General features: G+C 32.2%; 10 protein-coding genes and 1 tRNA gene. 3 read left to right on the top strand and 8 right to left on the bottom strand.

Translation table 11 applies throughout. The features are described 5' to 3' along the window. Positions 1–172: 172 nt before the first annotated feature. Positions 173–1,066 carry a tRNA pseudouridine(55) synthase TruB gene (truB, locus tag GM3709_RS12375; protein WP_066119765.1) on the top strand — a complete coding sequence of 298 codons (894 nt, stop codon included), beginning with the start codon at positions 173–175 and terminating at the stop codon, positions 1,064–1,066. A gap of 146 nt (positions 1,067–1,212) precedes the next feature. Here truB and tyrS read toward each other — a convergent pair whose 3' ends face one another. From tyrS to acpP, 5 genes are all read right to left on the bottom strand, one after another. Next, positions 1,213–2,424 (bottom strand): tyrosine--tRNA ligase, encoded by a 1,212-nt coding sequence (gene tyrS / locus GM3709_RS12370; protein ID WP_066119764.1) that lies wholly within the window; start codon positions 2,422–2,424, stop codon positions 1,213–1,215. A 106-nt stretch (positions 2,425–2,530) separates the two neighbouring features. Then, complete coding sequence (locus GM3709_RS12365) at positions 2,531–2,947, bottom strand: GtrA family protein (protein WP_066119763.1); 417 nt, start codon at positions 2,945–2,947, stop codon at positions 2,531–2,533. A 10-nt stretch (positions 2,948–2,957) separates the two neighbouring features. Beyond that, positions 2,958–4,130: a glycosyltransferase family 4 protein gene (locus GM3709_RS12360; RefSeq protein WP_066119761.1), complete on the bottom strand. Its 1,173-nt coding sequence runs from the start codon at positions 4,128–4,130 to the stop codon at positions 2,958–2,960. Positions 4,131–4,227: 97 nt separating this feature from the next. Then, on the bottom strand, positions 4,228–5,478 hold the full coding sequence (gene fabF, locus GM3709_RS12355; RefSeq protein WP_066119759.1) for a beta-ketoacyl-ACP synthase II: 1,251 nt from the start codon (positions 5,476–5,478) through the stop codon (positions 4,228–4,230). Positions 5,479–5,828: 350 nt separating this feature from the next. Beyond that, a complete protein-coding gene (gene acpP, locus GM3709_RS12350) occupies positions 5,829–6,077 on the bottom strand; it encodes an acyl carrier protein (protein ID WP_066119757.1) in 249 nt (82 codons plus the stop codon). A gap of 361 nt (positions 6,078–6,438) precedes the next feature. On the opposite strand from acpP, the gene GM3709_RS12345 reads away from it, so the two are divergent. Together GM3709_RS12345 and ftsH3 are read left to right on the top strand one after the other, a co-directional pair. Continuing rightward, positions 6,439–7,776: a Mur ligase family protein gene (locus tag GM3709_RS12345; RefSeq protein ID WP_066119755.1), complete on the top strand. Its 1,338-nt coding sequence runs from the start codon at positions 6,439–6,441 to the stop codon at positions 7,774–7,776. Between the two features lie 354 nt (positions 7,777–8,130). Then, a complete protein-coding gene (ftsH3, locus tag GM3709_RS12340) occupies positions 8,131–9,978 on the top strand; it encodes an ATP-dependent zinc metalloprotease FtsH3 (protein ID WP_066119753.1) in 1,848 nt (615 codons plus the stop codon). An 81-nt stretch (positions 9,979–10,059) separates the two neighbouring features. Here the strand turns inward: ftsH3 and GM3709_RS12335 are convergent, their stop codons facing one another. From GM3709_RS12335 to GM3709_RS12325, 3 genes are all read right to left on the bottom strand, one after another. Further along, positions 10,060–10,953, bottom strand: a complete 894-nt coding sequence (locus GM3709_RS12335; RefSeq protein ID WP_066119752.1) for an LD-carboxypeptidase — start codon at positions 10,951–10,953, stop codon at positions 10,060–10,062. A gap of 352 nt (positions 10,954–11,305) precedes the next feature. Then, a tRNA-Pro gene (locus tag GM3709_RS12330) sits at positions 11,306–11,379 on the bottom strand. Between the two features lie 44 nt (positions 11,380–11,423). After that, positions 11,424–14,558 (bottom strand): DEAD/DEAH box helicase, encoded by a 3,135-nt coding sequence (locus GM3709_RS12325; protein ID WP_066119750.1) that lies wholly within the window; start codon positions 14,556–14,558, stop codon positions 11,424–11,426. Positions 14,559–15,133: the final 575 nt, after the last annotated feature.

The raw sequence follows: 15,133 nt of genomic DNA, 5'->3' as shown, positions 1-15,133 counted from the left end.
TTAGTCTTTCATTACTCACTTATAAGATAACAAAAAAAGTCATAAATATAACTCTAAAGAAAGGACTAAGTTATTATTTTTAAAGCAGAATATATATTAAATTTTGCCATAATAATTTATAGTTAAATTTCCATAGTTTCAGTATTTTATAATATAAATAATTATTAATTAAATGGATGGTTTTCTTAACCTTAATAAACCACAAAATTTTACTTCTCATGATTGTGTTGCCAAATTGAGAAAAATTCTAAATACAAAAAAAATTGGTCATGGTGGTACTTTAGATCCTTTAGCTACAGGTGTGTTACCGATCGCCATCGGTAAAGCTACCCGTTTATTACAGTTTTTACCCACAGACAAGGCTTATCAGGCAAAAATTAGGTTTGGTATTGTTACCACAACAGATGATTTAGAAGGGGATATAATTAGTAAAAATTCTGCATTTGACTTAACTTTAGAAAAAATAACACCTTATTTAAAAGATTTTATCGGAGAAATAGAGCAATTTCCTCCTGCTTATAGTGCTATTAAAAAAGATGGTAAAAAGCTATATGAATTAGCTAGAAAAGGAGAAATAATAGATGTACCTAAAAGACAAGTAACAGTCAGTAATATTGAGGTTTTAAATTGGCAGGATGGAGAGTTTCCAGAATTAGATTTACATATTTTTTGTGGTGGAGGTACTTACATAAGATCGATCGCACGAGACTTAGGAGAAAAAATTGGTTTAGGTGGAACTTTAGCCCTTCTAAATAGAACTCTTAGCTGTGGTATGAGCTTAGAAAATAGCTATAGTTTTGATCATATTATAGAAGCAAAAAAAGCTAATCGTTTTACTTTAATAAATCTCGATAATCCCTTACAAAATTTACCTTGTATTTATTTGGAAGAAGAAGAAAGTAAACGGTGGAATCAAGGACAAAAAATACTCTTAGAAGAAGAAACTTTAAACCAATTTTATCGAAGTTATAATCATCTTTCAGAGTTTATCGGCATCAGTGAATTAACAATTGATGAAAAAGGACAATTAATTAAGCCTAAAGTTGTTTTTAACAATGGACAATAAACAATGTACAATGTGCAGTTGACAAAACTCTCGAACCTAGAATTTGCTCTTGATTGAATTGTCAAAGGTAAAACTTTGATCTTTTTCCCTTAAAAAGGGGAGGATTTAAACCTTGAATGGATCAATTGTCAACTATCAATTATTAATCAAGTTAGCCTGATAAATTTTTTCTTGCCTACTTGTAAAATTTTATTTGTTAATTCCGATGAATATTCAATAGTATAATTAGGATCTGTAACTCGATCGCCATCTAATCGAACACTACCACCTTGAATTTGTCTTCTACCATCGCCACTACTATTAACTAAACCACTAACATTGAGAATATAGAATAATTTGGCGGGAAATTCCACATTATCAAGAGAAAATTCTGGTACTGCTTCCGCATTCGCTAGATTTTGATTGCTAATAATTTCTAAGGCTGTTTTTTGTGCTGTTAATGCGGCCTCTCTACCATGATATTGTGATATGACTTCTACTCCCAATAATTTTTGTGCATCTCTAGGATTTTCAGGAATTGCACTTAAAGATAAATCTGTCAACAACTCGAAATAATTACTTAATAAAGCATCAGGAGTTTTTTCTAATTTAGAATACATAGACAAAGCATCTTCTTTTAAACCTACATAATTATTAAGAGATTTAGACATTTTTTGTTCCCCATCTGTACCAATTAAAATAGGTAACAATACTCCAAATTGGGGTTTTTGTCCGAAATATTTTTGTAAATCTCTACCAACGGCAATATTAAATTTTTGATCTGTACCTCCTAACTCTATATCTGCATTGACGGCAACAGAATCATAGCCTTGCATGAGAGGGTACAAAAATTCATGAAGGTAAATAGGGGTTTCTTGAGTGTAGCGATTGTTAAAACCTTCTTTTGCTAACATTTGTTGTACTGTCATGGTGGCTAACAACTCTTGAATTTTAGCTAGATTAAGACTTGATAACCATTCGGAATTATATCTAATTTCCAGTCGATCGGGCGTATCAAAATCTAAAATTGGGCGTAATTGATTCAAATAAGTTTCCGCATTTTGTTTAACTTCTTCAGGGGTAAGTTGTTTTCTCACCTTATCTTTGCCTGTGGGATCACCTATTTGTGCGGTAAAATCTCCTATAATAACAACAGCAGTATGTCCTTGATCTTGAAATGCTCTTAATTTACGAAATGGAATACTATGACCTAAATGTAAATCTGTACCAGTAGGATCAATTCCTAATTTTACCCTTAAAGGTCGATCGATCTTCGTGCAAAGTTGTTCTAAATTATCGCAAATATTATCTGATTCTGGTTGATGAGGAAAAATATCACTAATACCTCTATGTAGCCATGCAAAATTATCGCTTGTCATCTTTTATTTTGTACACCCAAAAAGTCCATTAAATATGTTATCACTAAAATTAACAACTTACTTTACTATAAATAGAAAGTCAATGAGATTGCAACAAACTTTTCTATTATTTAAAACTCCAATTTTTGTGCATTAAATAGTTATAAACGTAAAAAATAACTGAGACAATCAAACTGGCATATATAACCCATATATGCAAGATTTTTACTAGAATAAACATTAGCATTAAATTGGCAATAAAACTCGAAGTCATTACGGCATAATATTTATAGATTTCTTTGAAAATATTAGTGTTAGTAACTTTAAAAGTGAAGTATTTATTAAGCAAAAAACCAAGTAAATTAGAAAGAAAAAAGCCGATGATTGTAGCTGTTAAATCTTCTACCTTAAAATAATCTGTTAAAATCCACAAAATAGCCAGATTAAAAGTTAAACATAAACCACCAACAGCACTAAATTTTATAATTTGTTTTTTTCTATATATTCTATCTATTAATTGCTCATAATAAGACTTTTTTTTCATTATCTCTTTTTTATTTTTCTAAAAAATCAAAGCATATTTGCTCTAATTTATGGGCTATTTTTTCCCAATCAAAAGATTTTGCTCTTAATTTGCCATTGTCACTTAACCTTTTTAATTCTGATTCATTATATAATAAATTTTCGATCGCATTCCTTAATTCATTTATCTCCCCGTCAACGGCAATTCCTTCTATACCATCTCTCACAATCTCACTCACCGCACTTTCTTTACTACGACAATATATAACAGGTGTTCCTAATGCGATCGCCTCCAGTGGAAAAATACCGAAACCTTCCCTTAAAGATGGTTGAATAGCTATCTTGGCTTGACTTATTTCCTGCCATACTTGTTCAATAGTATCTAATTTTCCAGTAAATTTAACTTTATCTAAAATGCCTAATTTATGTGCTAAATTTTCTAATTCTTGTCTGACTATTCCATCTCCAATAATTTGTAAAATAACCCCTGAATAATTATTGTCTTCTACAAAAAGAGCAACGGCTTTTAATAATAAATCAACTCTTTTCTCCTTCATTAATCTTCCCGCATAAATTAAAGGAGGTTTATTAGAATTTTTAGCAAAATTTAAAGAAGAAATATAGTTAAGATTAATACCATTATAAACTATCTCGATCGTGTCAGATTTTAACCTTGATTTTTTAAGTTTTTGTGCAGTAAATTCACTAACAGATATAACTTTTTGCCCTAACTGCGCCGATAAAAATTCAATGAAATAAAATATAAACCAAGACCAATTTTTTATATAAATTGACCAATATTTTCCCCAATATTCATGCCAAGTAATAATAACTTTTTTTCTAATAATTTTTGCCCAAATAGTCAGAAAAAATAAATGAATATAAGGTATATTATCAGTTAAAATAACATCGAATTTATGAAGAGGTAATGTTAATATTGCGAGAGAAAACTTAAGGGAAGTTAATCCAGTCCTTTGTCCCTCATTATTGTATAATTTTTCTGCCCAAGGTAAAGGTATAATTTCTACATCATTTAAACGAGGATGATTTTTTTGTGTTGTCCAACCAGTAAAAGTTATTTTATGACCTTTTTCTCCTAAAAATTTGCCTAGTTGATAGTTTCTTTGTTCTATACCTCCCAAAGATTCAGGATATACACAATCATAAATAAAGATAATTTTTAGTTCTTTTCGATTGTTATTCAAGAGATAATTTATAGTGAACAATTAACAATTAAAAGTGATTTATAATATTAATTCCTAATTCATTAATTCCTAACAGCTAACACCTAACACCTAATTATTAAAGGTGTTTTCTGAATGCTAAAGTAACATTATGCCCACCAAAACCGAAGGAATTAGATAAGGCAACCTCTACATTAACCTCACGACTTTCGTTGGGTACATAGTCCAAATCACAGTCAGGATCAGGATTTTGTAAGTTAATTGTAGGTGGCACTCGATCGTGATAAATAGCCAATACCGTAGCTACTGCCTCAATACCTCCAGAACCGCCTAAAAGATGCCCTGTCATCGATTTTGTGGAACTTACGACAATTTTATAGGCGTTGTCTCCCAAAGCCCGTTTAATCGCTTTTGTTTCTGTAGTATCATTTGCAGAAGTACTTGTACCATGAGCATTGACATAGCTAATTTGATCAGGGGTTAAGTTACCGTCTTTTAAGGCTAATTCTATAGCTTTGGTTGCCCCCAATCCTTCAGGCACGGGAGAAGTCATGTGGTAAGCATCACAAGTCATACCATAACCCACCATTTCAGCGTAAATTTTTGCACCTCGTGCGATCGCATATTCTCTTTCTTCTAAGATAAGAATACCAGCACCTTCACCCATAACAAAACCATCTCGATCGACATCAAAAGGACGACTAGCGGTTTCTGGACTATCATTACGGGTGGACAAAGCCTTAGCAGAAGCAAAGCCTGCCATCGCCAAAGGAGTAATCGCCGCTTCTGTACCACCACAAATCATGGCTTTAGCATAGCCTCCTTGAATAAGACGAAAAGCATCCCCAATCCCATTCGAGCCGGCCGCACAAGCGGTTACAGAACAAGAATTAGGCCCTTTTGCTCCTACATGGATGGCCGTCAAACCAGCGGCCATATTCGAGATCATCGTCGGTACTAAAAAAGGAGTTACACGCCCTGGTCCTTTAGTTAATAATACTTCGTTCTGTTCTTCCATCACTTTTAACCCACCAACCCCAGTACCAATAACGATACCCACATCATCGGCATTTTCATCATTGATCACTAAGTTTGCATCCTTAAGCGCGTCAATACTGGCGGCAACGGCAAATTGAGAAAATCTTGCCATGCGTTTCGCTTCCTTACGATCCATGTATGATAGAGGATCAAAGTCTTTAACTTCTCCTGCAATTTTACAAGCATGATCCGATGTGTCAAAACAAGTAATCATACCGATACCGTTACGACCTTCTTTTAAACCTTGCCAGTAGGCTTCTACTGTATTACCGATCGGGGTAATAGCGCCCAACCCAGTAACTACAACTCTTTTTAGTTGTCCATTACTCATAGTTTTCTAAAAATAATTATATATATGCTGTTAACAACAGACATCACCAATTTTTTATAAGTTAAATTCTGAACAAATTCTGAACTTGAATTGTTACTAAAGTTTTTGGTATTAGGTATTAGATTAAGAAAAACAAGAAAATTGGATTTATCACGACTTACGCATCAGCCCCTTGATTCCAACAATTCTGAGGGTTAGGGGCGAAAAAACTATTTTTGCGAAAGTTCTATTTATTTAACATTTATTTTCTTAATATTCACTTTTGCTAATACCTAAAAATTTATCGCCAAAACTTTATATACTGTCTCCTGCCTCTTATCTTGTACTTTGGATCTAAGGTACAATTAATTTTAAGCCGCCGCTTGAGTTTTACTTTCAATATGGGTTACTGCATCGGCTACGGTAGTAATTTTTTCAGCTTCTTCATCAGAAATTTCAATTTCAAAAGCCTCCTCTAAAGCCATAACTAATTCCACTACGTCAAGGGAGTCAGCATCTAAATCATTAACAAAATTAGCTTCTGGAGTTACTTTGTCAGCATCAACATCTAATTGTTCAACAACAATTTCCTGCACTTTTTTTAATACTTCTTGGTTCATATTTTTTTCAATATTAGTTTTAATTATTAATCTGTATGCTATTTTTACTTAAATGAGTAACTAAAATCAAGACAGACTATTTGACTGTTTCTTAGTTTACATTTTTTTGGTATGGAAACAACAGGATTAAAAAATTTTTCATCCTCGATCGATTATTTTTAAGTAGAGTGGCATATATAGAGAATAAAGTATAAATGTATAACATAAGAAAAAACAAGGGGCAATAACTTTAATCTCAAGAAATACCAATAGTTACAAAAAAACCGAGCTAAATGTGAAATTATAAAGATGTATTTTCTGTAGTAAGAAAGACTCACTTTTTATTATATTTATAAAAAACTAACAATAAAACATAATTAAAATGAATATTATTGAAAATTTACGTTTAGGATTAGCTGTTGCCACGGCAAAAATAATTACGGGTTTTGTTAAGTTATTTAAGTTGGGCTCTGCTAGTGTTTTGCCCGGTGAAATTGCTAGTCGTTTTTATCCTAAATTATTAAGTCTTTTATCAAAGCAATTAAGTAAAGGTTTAATTTTTGTGGTAGGTACAAATGGAAAAACGACAACTTCATTATTATTAAAAGATATATTAGTTAATAACGGTTATAAAGTTATTCATAATTCTACTGGTGCAAATTTAATTAATGGTTTAATTACTTGTTTAATTATGCACAGTAATTTATGGGGAAAATTAACAGCAGATTATGCTATTTTAGAAGTTGATGAAAATGTTTTACCTTTAGCTTTAAAACAATGCAATCCTACTCATATTTTAGGATTAAATTTATTTAGAGATCAACTCGATCGATATGGAGAAGTTGACAGTATTAGTTACCGTTGGCAAAATGCGATCGAGCCTTTAAATGAAGATACTTATATTATTTTAAATGGAGATGATCCAACCCTTTGTTATCTAGGTCAAAATCTCTCTCAAAAAGTTTTATTTTTTGGCTTAAATGAACCTGCATTATACTTAGAGGAAATACCCCACGCAGTGGATTCTATTTATTGTCCAAAATGTGGTACATCTCTTAATTATCAGGGGGTTTATATTTCTCACTTAGGAGATTATGATTGTCCAAGTTGTGATTTTACTAAGAGTAAATTAGCAGTAAATAGTAGTGAATGGTCACAAATTTTAATCGGAGTTTACAATAAATATAATACTTTAGCGGCTGGATTATTAGCCGAAACGATCGGTATAGAAAGAGATATTATAAATAATACTATTACTAATTTTAAAGCGGCTTTTGGCAGGGCGGAAGAATTGACAATTAAAGATAAAAAAGTTCGTATTTTATTAGCTAAAAATCCAGTAGGCATGAATGAAACTATTAGAGCAGTAAATGACATTAGGCAAGTTAATTTATCCAGTACAATTTTAATGGTATTAAATGATCGTATTCCCGATGGTACTGATGTTTCTTGGATATGGGATGTTGATACAGAAAAGCTAGTAGAAATGGGAGGAAATATTATAGTTAGTGGCGATCGAGTTTATGACATGGCATTGCGACTAAAATATAGTATTGATACTCTTCAATCTTCTATGAATTTAATAGTAGAAGAAACTCTACAAAATGCTATTAATAAAGCCTTAGAATTAACTCAAAAAAATGATACTTTGTATATTATTCCCACCTATTCTGCCATGTTAGAAGTGAGAAAAATACTGATTGGCAGAGACATTCTTTGATAGTAAACAGTGAATGAATTATTTAGTCACTTTAGCAGACTTATGCTGTTAGTGTTGAAATTTATTTCAACGTGGGTTATTAGACATCTTCAACAATTCAGAAAATAAAGGCTGAAGCCCTTACTACAAAAGGATAAAATATTTTCTAGAGATGGCTATTGATCAACGCCTAATCTCTAATATCTAAGGGTTAACACCCAATTCTTCATTCCCGATCAGTTTTCTGAGAAAAAACCCTAAAATTTCTTAACATAAGTTAACATAGACTGTAGGAATATTAAAAATAAGCTCAAAACTCCCAATAATAAGAGTAATTGATAAAATAAACATAAATGTATAGGAGGCTATTAACCTGTGAGCAAAAATAACAAGAAATGGCGCAATATCGGTCTGTATGCCATTTTAGCCGTTGTAGTGGTGGCACTAGGAACAGTTTTTCTCGATCGACCTCAAACAAATCAATTAAGTTGGAAATATAGTCAATTTATTAGTGAAGTTCAAAGTGATCAAGTAGAAAGAGTTAACCTAAGTGCCGATCGAACTCAAGCGGTAGCCACTGCTAGAGACGGACAAAGATTTTTAGTAAATTTACCTAATGATCCCCAATTAATTGACATTTTATCCGAAAATAAGGTAGATATTTCTGTTTTACCTCAAAGTGACGAAAGTTTCTGGTTCAGAGCCTTAAGTAGTCTATTTTTCCCCATTTTACTATTAGTCGGGTTATTTTTCTTACTCCGTCGTGCATCCAGTGGCCCCGGATCTCAAGCCATGAACTTTGGGAAATCAAAAGCCAGAGTACAAATGGAGCCTCAAACCCAAGTTACTTTTAGTGATGTTGCTGGAATTGAACAAGCAAAATTAGAGTTAACCGAAGTTGTGGACTTCTTAAAAAATGGTGAACGTTTCACCGCTATTGGTGCAAAAATTCCTAAAGGTGTCTTATTAGTAGGCCCTCCCGGAACTGGTAAAACTCTTTTAGCTAAAGCCGTTGCAGGAGAAGCAGGAGTTCCTTTCTTCAGCATTTCTGGTTCGGAATTTGTGGAAATGTTTGTGGGTGTGGGTGCTTCTCGTGTTCGTGATTTATTTGAACAAGCAAAACAAAACGCTCCTTGTATTGTATTCATTGATGAAATTGATGCAGTTGGTCGTCAAAGAGGTGCGGGTTTAGGTGGTGGTAACGATGAACGGGAACAAACCTTAAACCAATTGTTAACGGAAATGGATGGTTTTGAAGGTAACACTGGTATCATCATTGTTGCGGCTACGAACCGCCCTGATGTTCTTGATTCTGCGTTATTACGTCCCGGTCGTTTCGATCGCCAAGTGGTAGTTGATCGTCCTGATTTTGCCGGTCGTTCTGAGATTCTGAACGTTCATGCTCGTGGTAAAACTCTCGCTAGTGATGTGGACTTAGAAAAAATCGCCCGTCGTACTCCCGGATTTACAGGTGCAGATTTATCTAATCTTCTTAATGAAGCCGCTATTTTAGCCGCTCGTCGTAACTTGACTGAAATTTCTATGGATGAAATTAACGATGCTATCGATCGAGTTTTAGCCGGTCCTGAGAAGAAAAATCGAGTAATGAGCCAAAAACGTAAGGAATTAGTTGCTTATCATGAAGCGGGACACGCTTTAGTAGGAGCATTAATGCCAGACTATGATCCTGTACAAAAAATTAGTATTATTCCCCGTGGCCGAGCAGGTGGTTTAACATGGTTTACACCTAGTGAAGATCGTATGGAATCCGGCTTATATTCCCGTTCGTACCTTCAAAATCAGATGGCCGTAGCTTTAGGCGGTCGTATAGCAGAAGAAATTATCTTCGGTGAGGAAGAAGTTACTACTGGAGCATCCAATGATTTACAACAAGTTGCACGGGTAGCTCGTCAAATGATTACTCGTTTCGGTATGAGCGATCGTCTTGGGCCTGTTGCATTAGGTCGTCAAAATGGTAATGTCTTCATGGGACGTGATATTGCTTCCGATCGTGATTTCTCTGATTGTACAGCTTCCGCCATTGATGAAGAAGTGAAAAAATTAGTAGATCAAGCCTATCAAAGAGCAAAACAAGTCTTACTCGAAAATCGCTCTGTTTTAGATAAATTAGCTGATATGTTAATTGAAAAAGAAACTGTTGACGCTGACGAGTTACAAGACATCCTTAACACCAATGAAGTTAAAATGGCTGTTATTGTATAGTTGCTTTGATTTCAACTGAATATGAATGAAAAAATTAGATAAATCTTAGAGTTAGGGGCTTAAGCCCCTTTTTTTGTTGACTTATATATGAAAATGAACTTCTCCACGATCGCCATCTATTTCTACCAACTCTCCCACTGGCAAACAGTTATTTACGCCGTCATGACCGAAAGGTAAGTCACTTATAATGGGAATATTAAGATCTTGGAGTCGATCGACTAGAACTTCATTGACATTCCAACTCGGAAGATTTGGAGGAGGATTACAATCGCTAAACCTACCTAAAAGAATACCTTTAACTTTTTGAAACATTCCCATTAATCGCCATTGGGTTAACATTCGATCGAGACGATAAGGAGCTTCTTGTACATCTTCAAAAGCTAATATTACATTATCAAGGTCTGGACAAATATTTGTACCGAGTAAATGGGTTGCAACCGTCAAATTACCAGCTAAAAGTCTTCCTTTTGCTTTACCATTACCCCAACCATTTCCGTATAAAGGTTTCAGAGATTTTCCTTCCAGATAGTCAAATAATCGTTGTAGTGATTCTGGAGATTCTTCCACCAATGTAGTTAATACTGCACCATGAACGCTGATAATTCCTTGATTGTATAAACTCCACAATAAGCTAGTTATGTCAGAAAAACCGATTAACCATTTTGTCTTAGCAATAGAATCCCACTGCCAATTTTCCAATAATCTAGCACCACCATAACCACCTCTAACACAAATAATTCCTTTATATTTGGGATTAAGCCATGCTTCTTTTAAAGCTAATCGACGAATTTGATCTTTTCCTGCCAAATAACCTTCTTGTTCAAAATAATTTTTTTCTAATACGATGTTATAACCATTTTTTTGCCAAATTTCTAACCCTTGCTCAAATTTCTCTTTTTCTTTTTGCCTTAATGTTCCACTAGGTGCGATCGCTAATAAATTGTCACCTTTTTGTAAAAATGGAGAGCGTATCATAAAAATACAAAATTAAATAAAGTTTACTGAAAAAACGTTTTGGTGAAGATAGGTTATTACCTCAGTTCGATGTACAAAACCTTGAAAAATAAAGTGCTCAAAATCGTAGCTACAAAACAATTAAATTTAGTTAAAAATTTTCTAAAATCAATTTAGAAACAGTTTGTCTCAATTATAAATACTTTTTCCTTTTCCATATCTTCACAAATAATTTTATATTACATAATCTAGTCTTTTCGTTTTTGATGTTGTAATATAGTTTAACTTTTAATTTTCAATGATTTATGATTTAGTCACTAGAGCTTAAATACAAAAAATCTAAAATCTATAGTAAATAAAGATTTTGGAGAAATCGGGATGACAGGATTTGAACCTGCGACTTCTTCGTCCCGAACGAAGTGCGCTACCAAGCTGCGCTACATCCCGTTAATGCCATAATATTATAGCATATTTTAAGATATGTGATAACGCTATAATATAGCATTTCTTTCTAACACTAATAAATTTCTTAATTGATCTGTATCTAAATCTGTTAACCAGTCTTCTCCTGTATTAATTGTTTGTTCTGCGAGTTGTTTTTTACTTTCTAAAATATCATTAATTTTTTCTTCTAATGTTCCACTACAAACGAATTTATGGACTTGGACATTTTGTTTTTGTCCTATACGAAAAGCTCGATCGGTTGCTTGATTTTCTACCGCAGGATTCCACCATCGATCGTAATGAAAAACATGATTTGCTTTTGTTAAATTTAATCCCGTTCCCCCAGCTTTTAAAGATAAGATAAAAATAGGTGGTCCTTGAGGATCATTTTGAAAACGATCGACCATTTCTTGACGTTTTTCAATTTTTGTACTCCCCGATAAAAACAGTACTTCTACCCCTAGCTTTTGCTTTAAATAGGGCTGTAATAGATTTCCCCACTCTGTAAATTGAGTAAATATTAAACTTCGATCTCCTTCTGCAACTACTTCTTCTAACATCTCTTCTAATCTTAATAATTTACCAGATCTAGGAGAAAAATCGAGTTTTTCTTCTTTTAATAAATGGGCAGGATGATTGCATACTTGTTTTAATCTCATCAATAAAGTTAACACTAATCCATGACGTTTAATTCCCGTGGTTTCATTAATTTTTTCTAAAGATTCATCAACTAAATTTTGATATAATTGGGCTTGTTCACTAGATAAACCACAATAAACATTCATCTCCTGTTTTTCTGGTAAATCTTGAATAATATTTTTGTCTGTTTTCAAACGACGTAAGATGAAAGGTTGCACAAGCGATCGTAAAATTTGTAAAGAATGTTGATCTCCATATTTTTCGATGGGGATAGTAAAACGTCGTTGAAAAAATTGTTGTGTTCCCAAATATCCTGGATTTAAAAATTGTAAAATTGACCATAATTCTGAGAGACGATTTTCTACAGGAGTTCCTGTTAAAGCAATTCTAAATTCTGATTTTAAGTCTTGTACTGCTTGAGTTTGTTTCGCTTGAGGATTTTTAATATTTTGAGCTTCATCAAGAATAACTCCTTGCCATTCTACCATATTTAAAGTGTCAAAATCACGATAAATTAGGGCATAACTGGTAATAATAATATCAATTTTTTCAGCTTCTTTAAGAAACTCTTTTCCTTTACTTCTTTGTTCCCCATGATGAATAATTGCTTTTAAAGATGGTGCAAATTTCTTGATCTCTCTTTCCCAATTATTCAATACAGACGTAGGACAAACAATAAGATTAGGTTTTGTTAATAATTCTTGTTCTTTTAAAGTCAGTAAAAAAGCAATTAATTGAATCGTTTTACCTAATCCCATATCATCAGCTAAACAAGCACCTAAATTCCATTTTTCCAGAAAATATAACCAACTAAATCCAGCTTTTTGATATTCTCTTAAGTTACCTTCAAAACCTTTCGGAGTTGGTAAGATATTAATTTTTTGATTATCATTAATACTATTAATTAAATCAGCCAATGCTCCACTACTTTCAAAGGCAATAACAGGTAATTTGGCGATCGTTTCTCCATTACCACTACTTAATCTTAAAGCATCTTCTACGGTTAAATTAATATTATTTTCTGCTTGATTTAAGATGTCTTCTGCGGCTTTAACATCAGCCGGTTGTAAAGCTAACCACTGCCCATCAATTTCCACTAAAGGAGATTTTTGAGCTAATAAATTATGAAATTCTTTTTGTGTTAAAGTCTTATCTCCTACAGCAACTTTTAAGTTGTAGTTTAAAAGGGTATTTAAGTTTAATCTTTCACCTTTTTTAAGGTTAACTTTCGCTTCAATTTTAACTCCTAAACGTTGTTCATCAACGCCACTATTTAAACCTTGTGGTAAAATGACGCCTAAACCATTATCCTGTAACTGCCACACTACACCTCGAATAAATTGATAAGCCGAAATGGCGTTTAATTTACAGAAATTAGGCATAGATTCTGATAAACTTTCGGCGATCGGTTCATAAAATCTACTGGCTAATCCTAATCCTTTTAACACTATTTCTTGAGGATTTTCTATTACTCGATCGTCTATTTGTAAATCAGGATTAGGGTGTTGCCAAACTTTTTCTGTTGCGACTAAAAAATCAGGATTATCTAATGCTTGTAAATAATAATTTAAACACCAATTATCATAATTATCAGTTTGATGTGTAGCAATAGGGGGTTGTAATTTAAAACAAATTCGGTACTGTTTTTTAATTAATTGAAAATCTGAAGTAATTAAGTTATCTTGTATTGGTAATGTCCAATTATCGAAAGCAGTTTTTAATCTTTTACTATCAAGAGAAGATAAATTAAAACTCTGTTTTTCCTTATTATTTAATGATTCTAGCCATGATTGAATAGTAATATCACTATTATTACTCAAAGAAATATTTGATAATAATTGACGAATTTGAGCATCTAAAATTGTGCGAAGAAAATCTAAAATTATTTGTTGTTGAGGAATAATTGGATCATCTTCTGATTCCACATAACAACGACTCATTGAAGGCATTGATTGGATAAAATGGGTTAATCTACTTTGATCAATATTACTATCTAATAGAGGTTGCCAAAAACTATGATTTTTTTCATCTATTCCGGGGAGAAATTTACGACGACAAATTAAGTCTAAACCCCAACGATAAATATGACTCCAAAATCTTAAATCGCAACCAACATGATCAACTTTACTTAAGGGTAATTTTGCCAAAAAACCTAATAATTCCTGTACATTAAGTTTAAATCCGCCTACTTCCCAAGGATATAAAATAACTGTACTTAATTTATTAGGAATAGTTACATAATGTTCATATAAAAGAGGAATAACAGTTTTAGATTTAGGTTTTTTTTGAGATGGAAATAATACCATTTCCCATTGCCATTTTGATTCTAATTTATCTATATTTTCTTCACAAACATTATGATAGTTATTCTCTTTTAATAATGAATATAGTTGATTTGGGTTATCTATTAAAAAAGGGTAAACATATAAATATTCTGCTTCTAAATCATATTTTTCCTTTTCTAATTGCTTCCAAGCCTCACTCCAAATAAAAAAATATTTCTCTTTATTTTTTATTAAAAAACTACCATGTAAAGTTGACATATTTAATAAACTAAAATCAATGATTGAAAAATTTTACTTAAAGGGTTAATTAATAATTTTATTTAAAATTTACTTATATGAAAAATTCGATTTAATGCAATTATTTGCTTAAAACAATGTATAAAAGTCTTATTTATACTATAGGAATTGTTCTATATAGATATAAGACGTTTAGCATTTTTGTTAATATTTGATTTGCACAAATCCAAAAGAGACTGTTATATTTATGTTTAATTGCAAGAACTAAATAAAATAAATTATAAATACAATTCAATAATAAATAATCATAATCTACGCCAATTTAATTATGCAAATTGTTATGATCCTTTTTCTGAGAGAAAAGAGATAAATTATCAATAGGATAAATAATTTAGCTTAGTTATATAATGAATTTTTAAATTATGACAGAAAACTTTTACTATGATTTTGAATAAGATAGTTTCTACCTTTAGGGAAAACCACCGATTTCGATGAATTGAATCACGGTGATTAAGCTATTTTATGGTATTCAAATTCAATACTAACGTTCTGTGCACTGCTACATTTTGTTATAAGTTTTAAGTTTATCACCTTTA

The organism is Geminocystis sp. NIES-3709, from assembly GCF_001548115.1.
Taxonomy (GTDB): Bacteria; Cyanobacteriota; Cyanobacteriia; order Cyanobacteriales; family Cyanobacteriaceae; genus Geminocystis.
Note: the sequence above shows the minus strand (reverse complement) of the source record. Positions and strands in the feature narration are given on the sequence as shown.

Excerpts from the sequence above, each read along its gene's own strand:
- truB (WP_066119765.1), top strand. The coding sequence starts at position 173 with ATGGATGGTTTTCTTAACCTTAATAAACCACAAAATTTTACTTCTCAT.
- tyrS (WP_066119764.1), bottom strand. The coding sequence starts at position 2,424 with ATGACAAGCGATAATTTTGCATGGCTACATAGAGGTATTAGTGATATT.
- GM3709_RS12365 (WP_066119763.1), bottom strand. The coding sequence starts at position 2,947 with ATGAAAAAAAAGTCTTATTATGAGCAATTAATAGATAGAATATATAGA.
- fabF (WP_066119759.1), bottom strand. The coding sequence starts at position 5,478 with ATGAGTAATGGACAACTAAAAAGAGTTGTAGTTACTGGGTTGGGCGCT.
- acpP (WP_066119757.1), bottom strand. The coding sequence starts at position 6,077 with ATGAACCAAGAAGTATTAAAAAAAGTGCAGGAAATTGTTGTTGAACAA.
- GM3709_RS12345 (WP_066119755.1), top strand. The coding sequence starts at position 6,439 with ATGAATATTATTGAAAATTTACGTTTAGGATTAGCTGTTGCCACGGCA.
- GM3709_RS12335 (WP_066119752.1), bottom strand. The coding sequence starts at position 10,953 with ATGATACGCTCTCCATTTTTACAAAAAGGTGACAATTTATTAGCGATC.
- GM3709_RS12325 (WP_066119750.1), bottom strand. The coding sequence starts at position 14,558 with ATGTCAACTTTACATGGTAGTTTTTTAATAAAAAATAAAGAGAAATAT.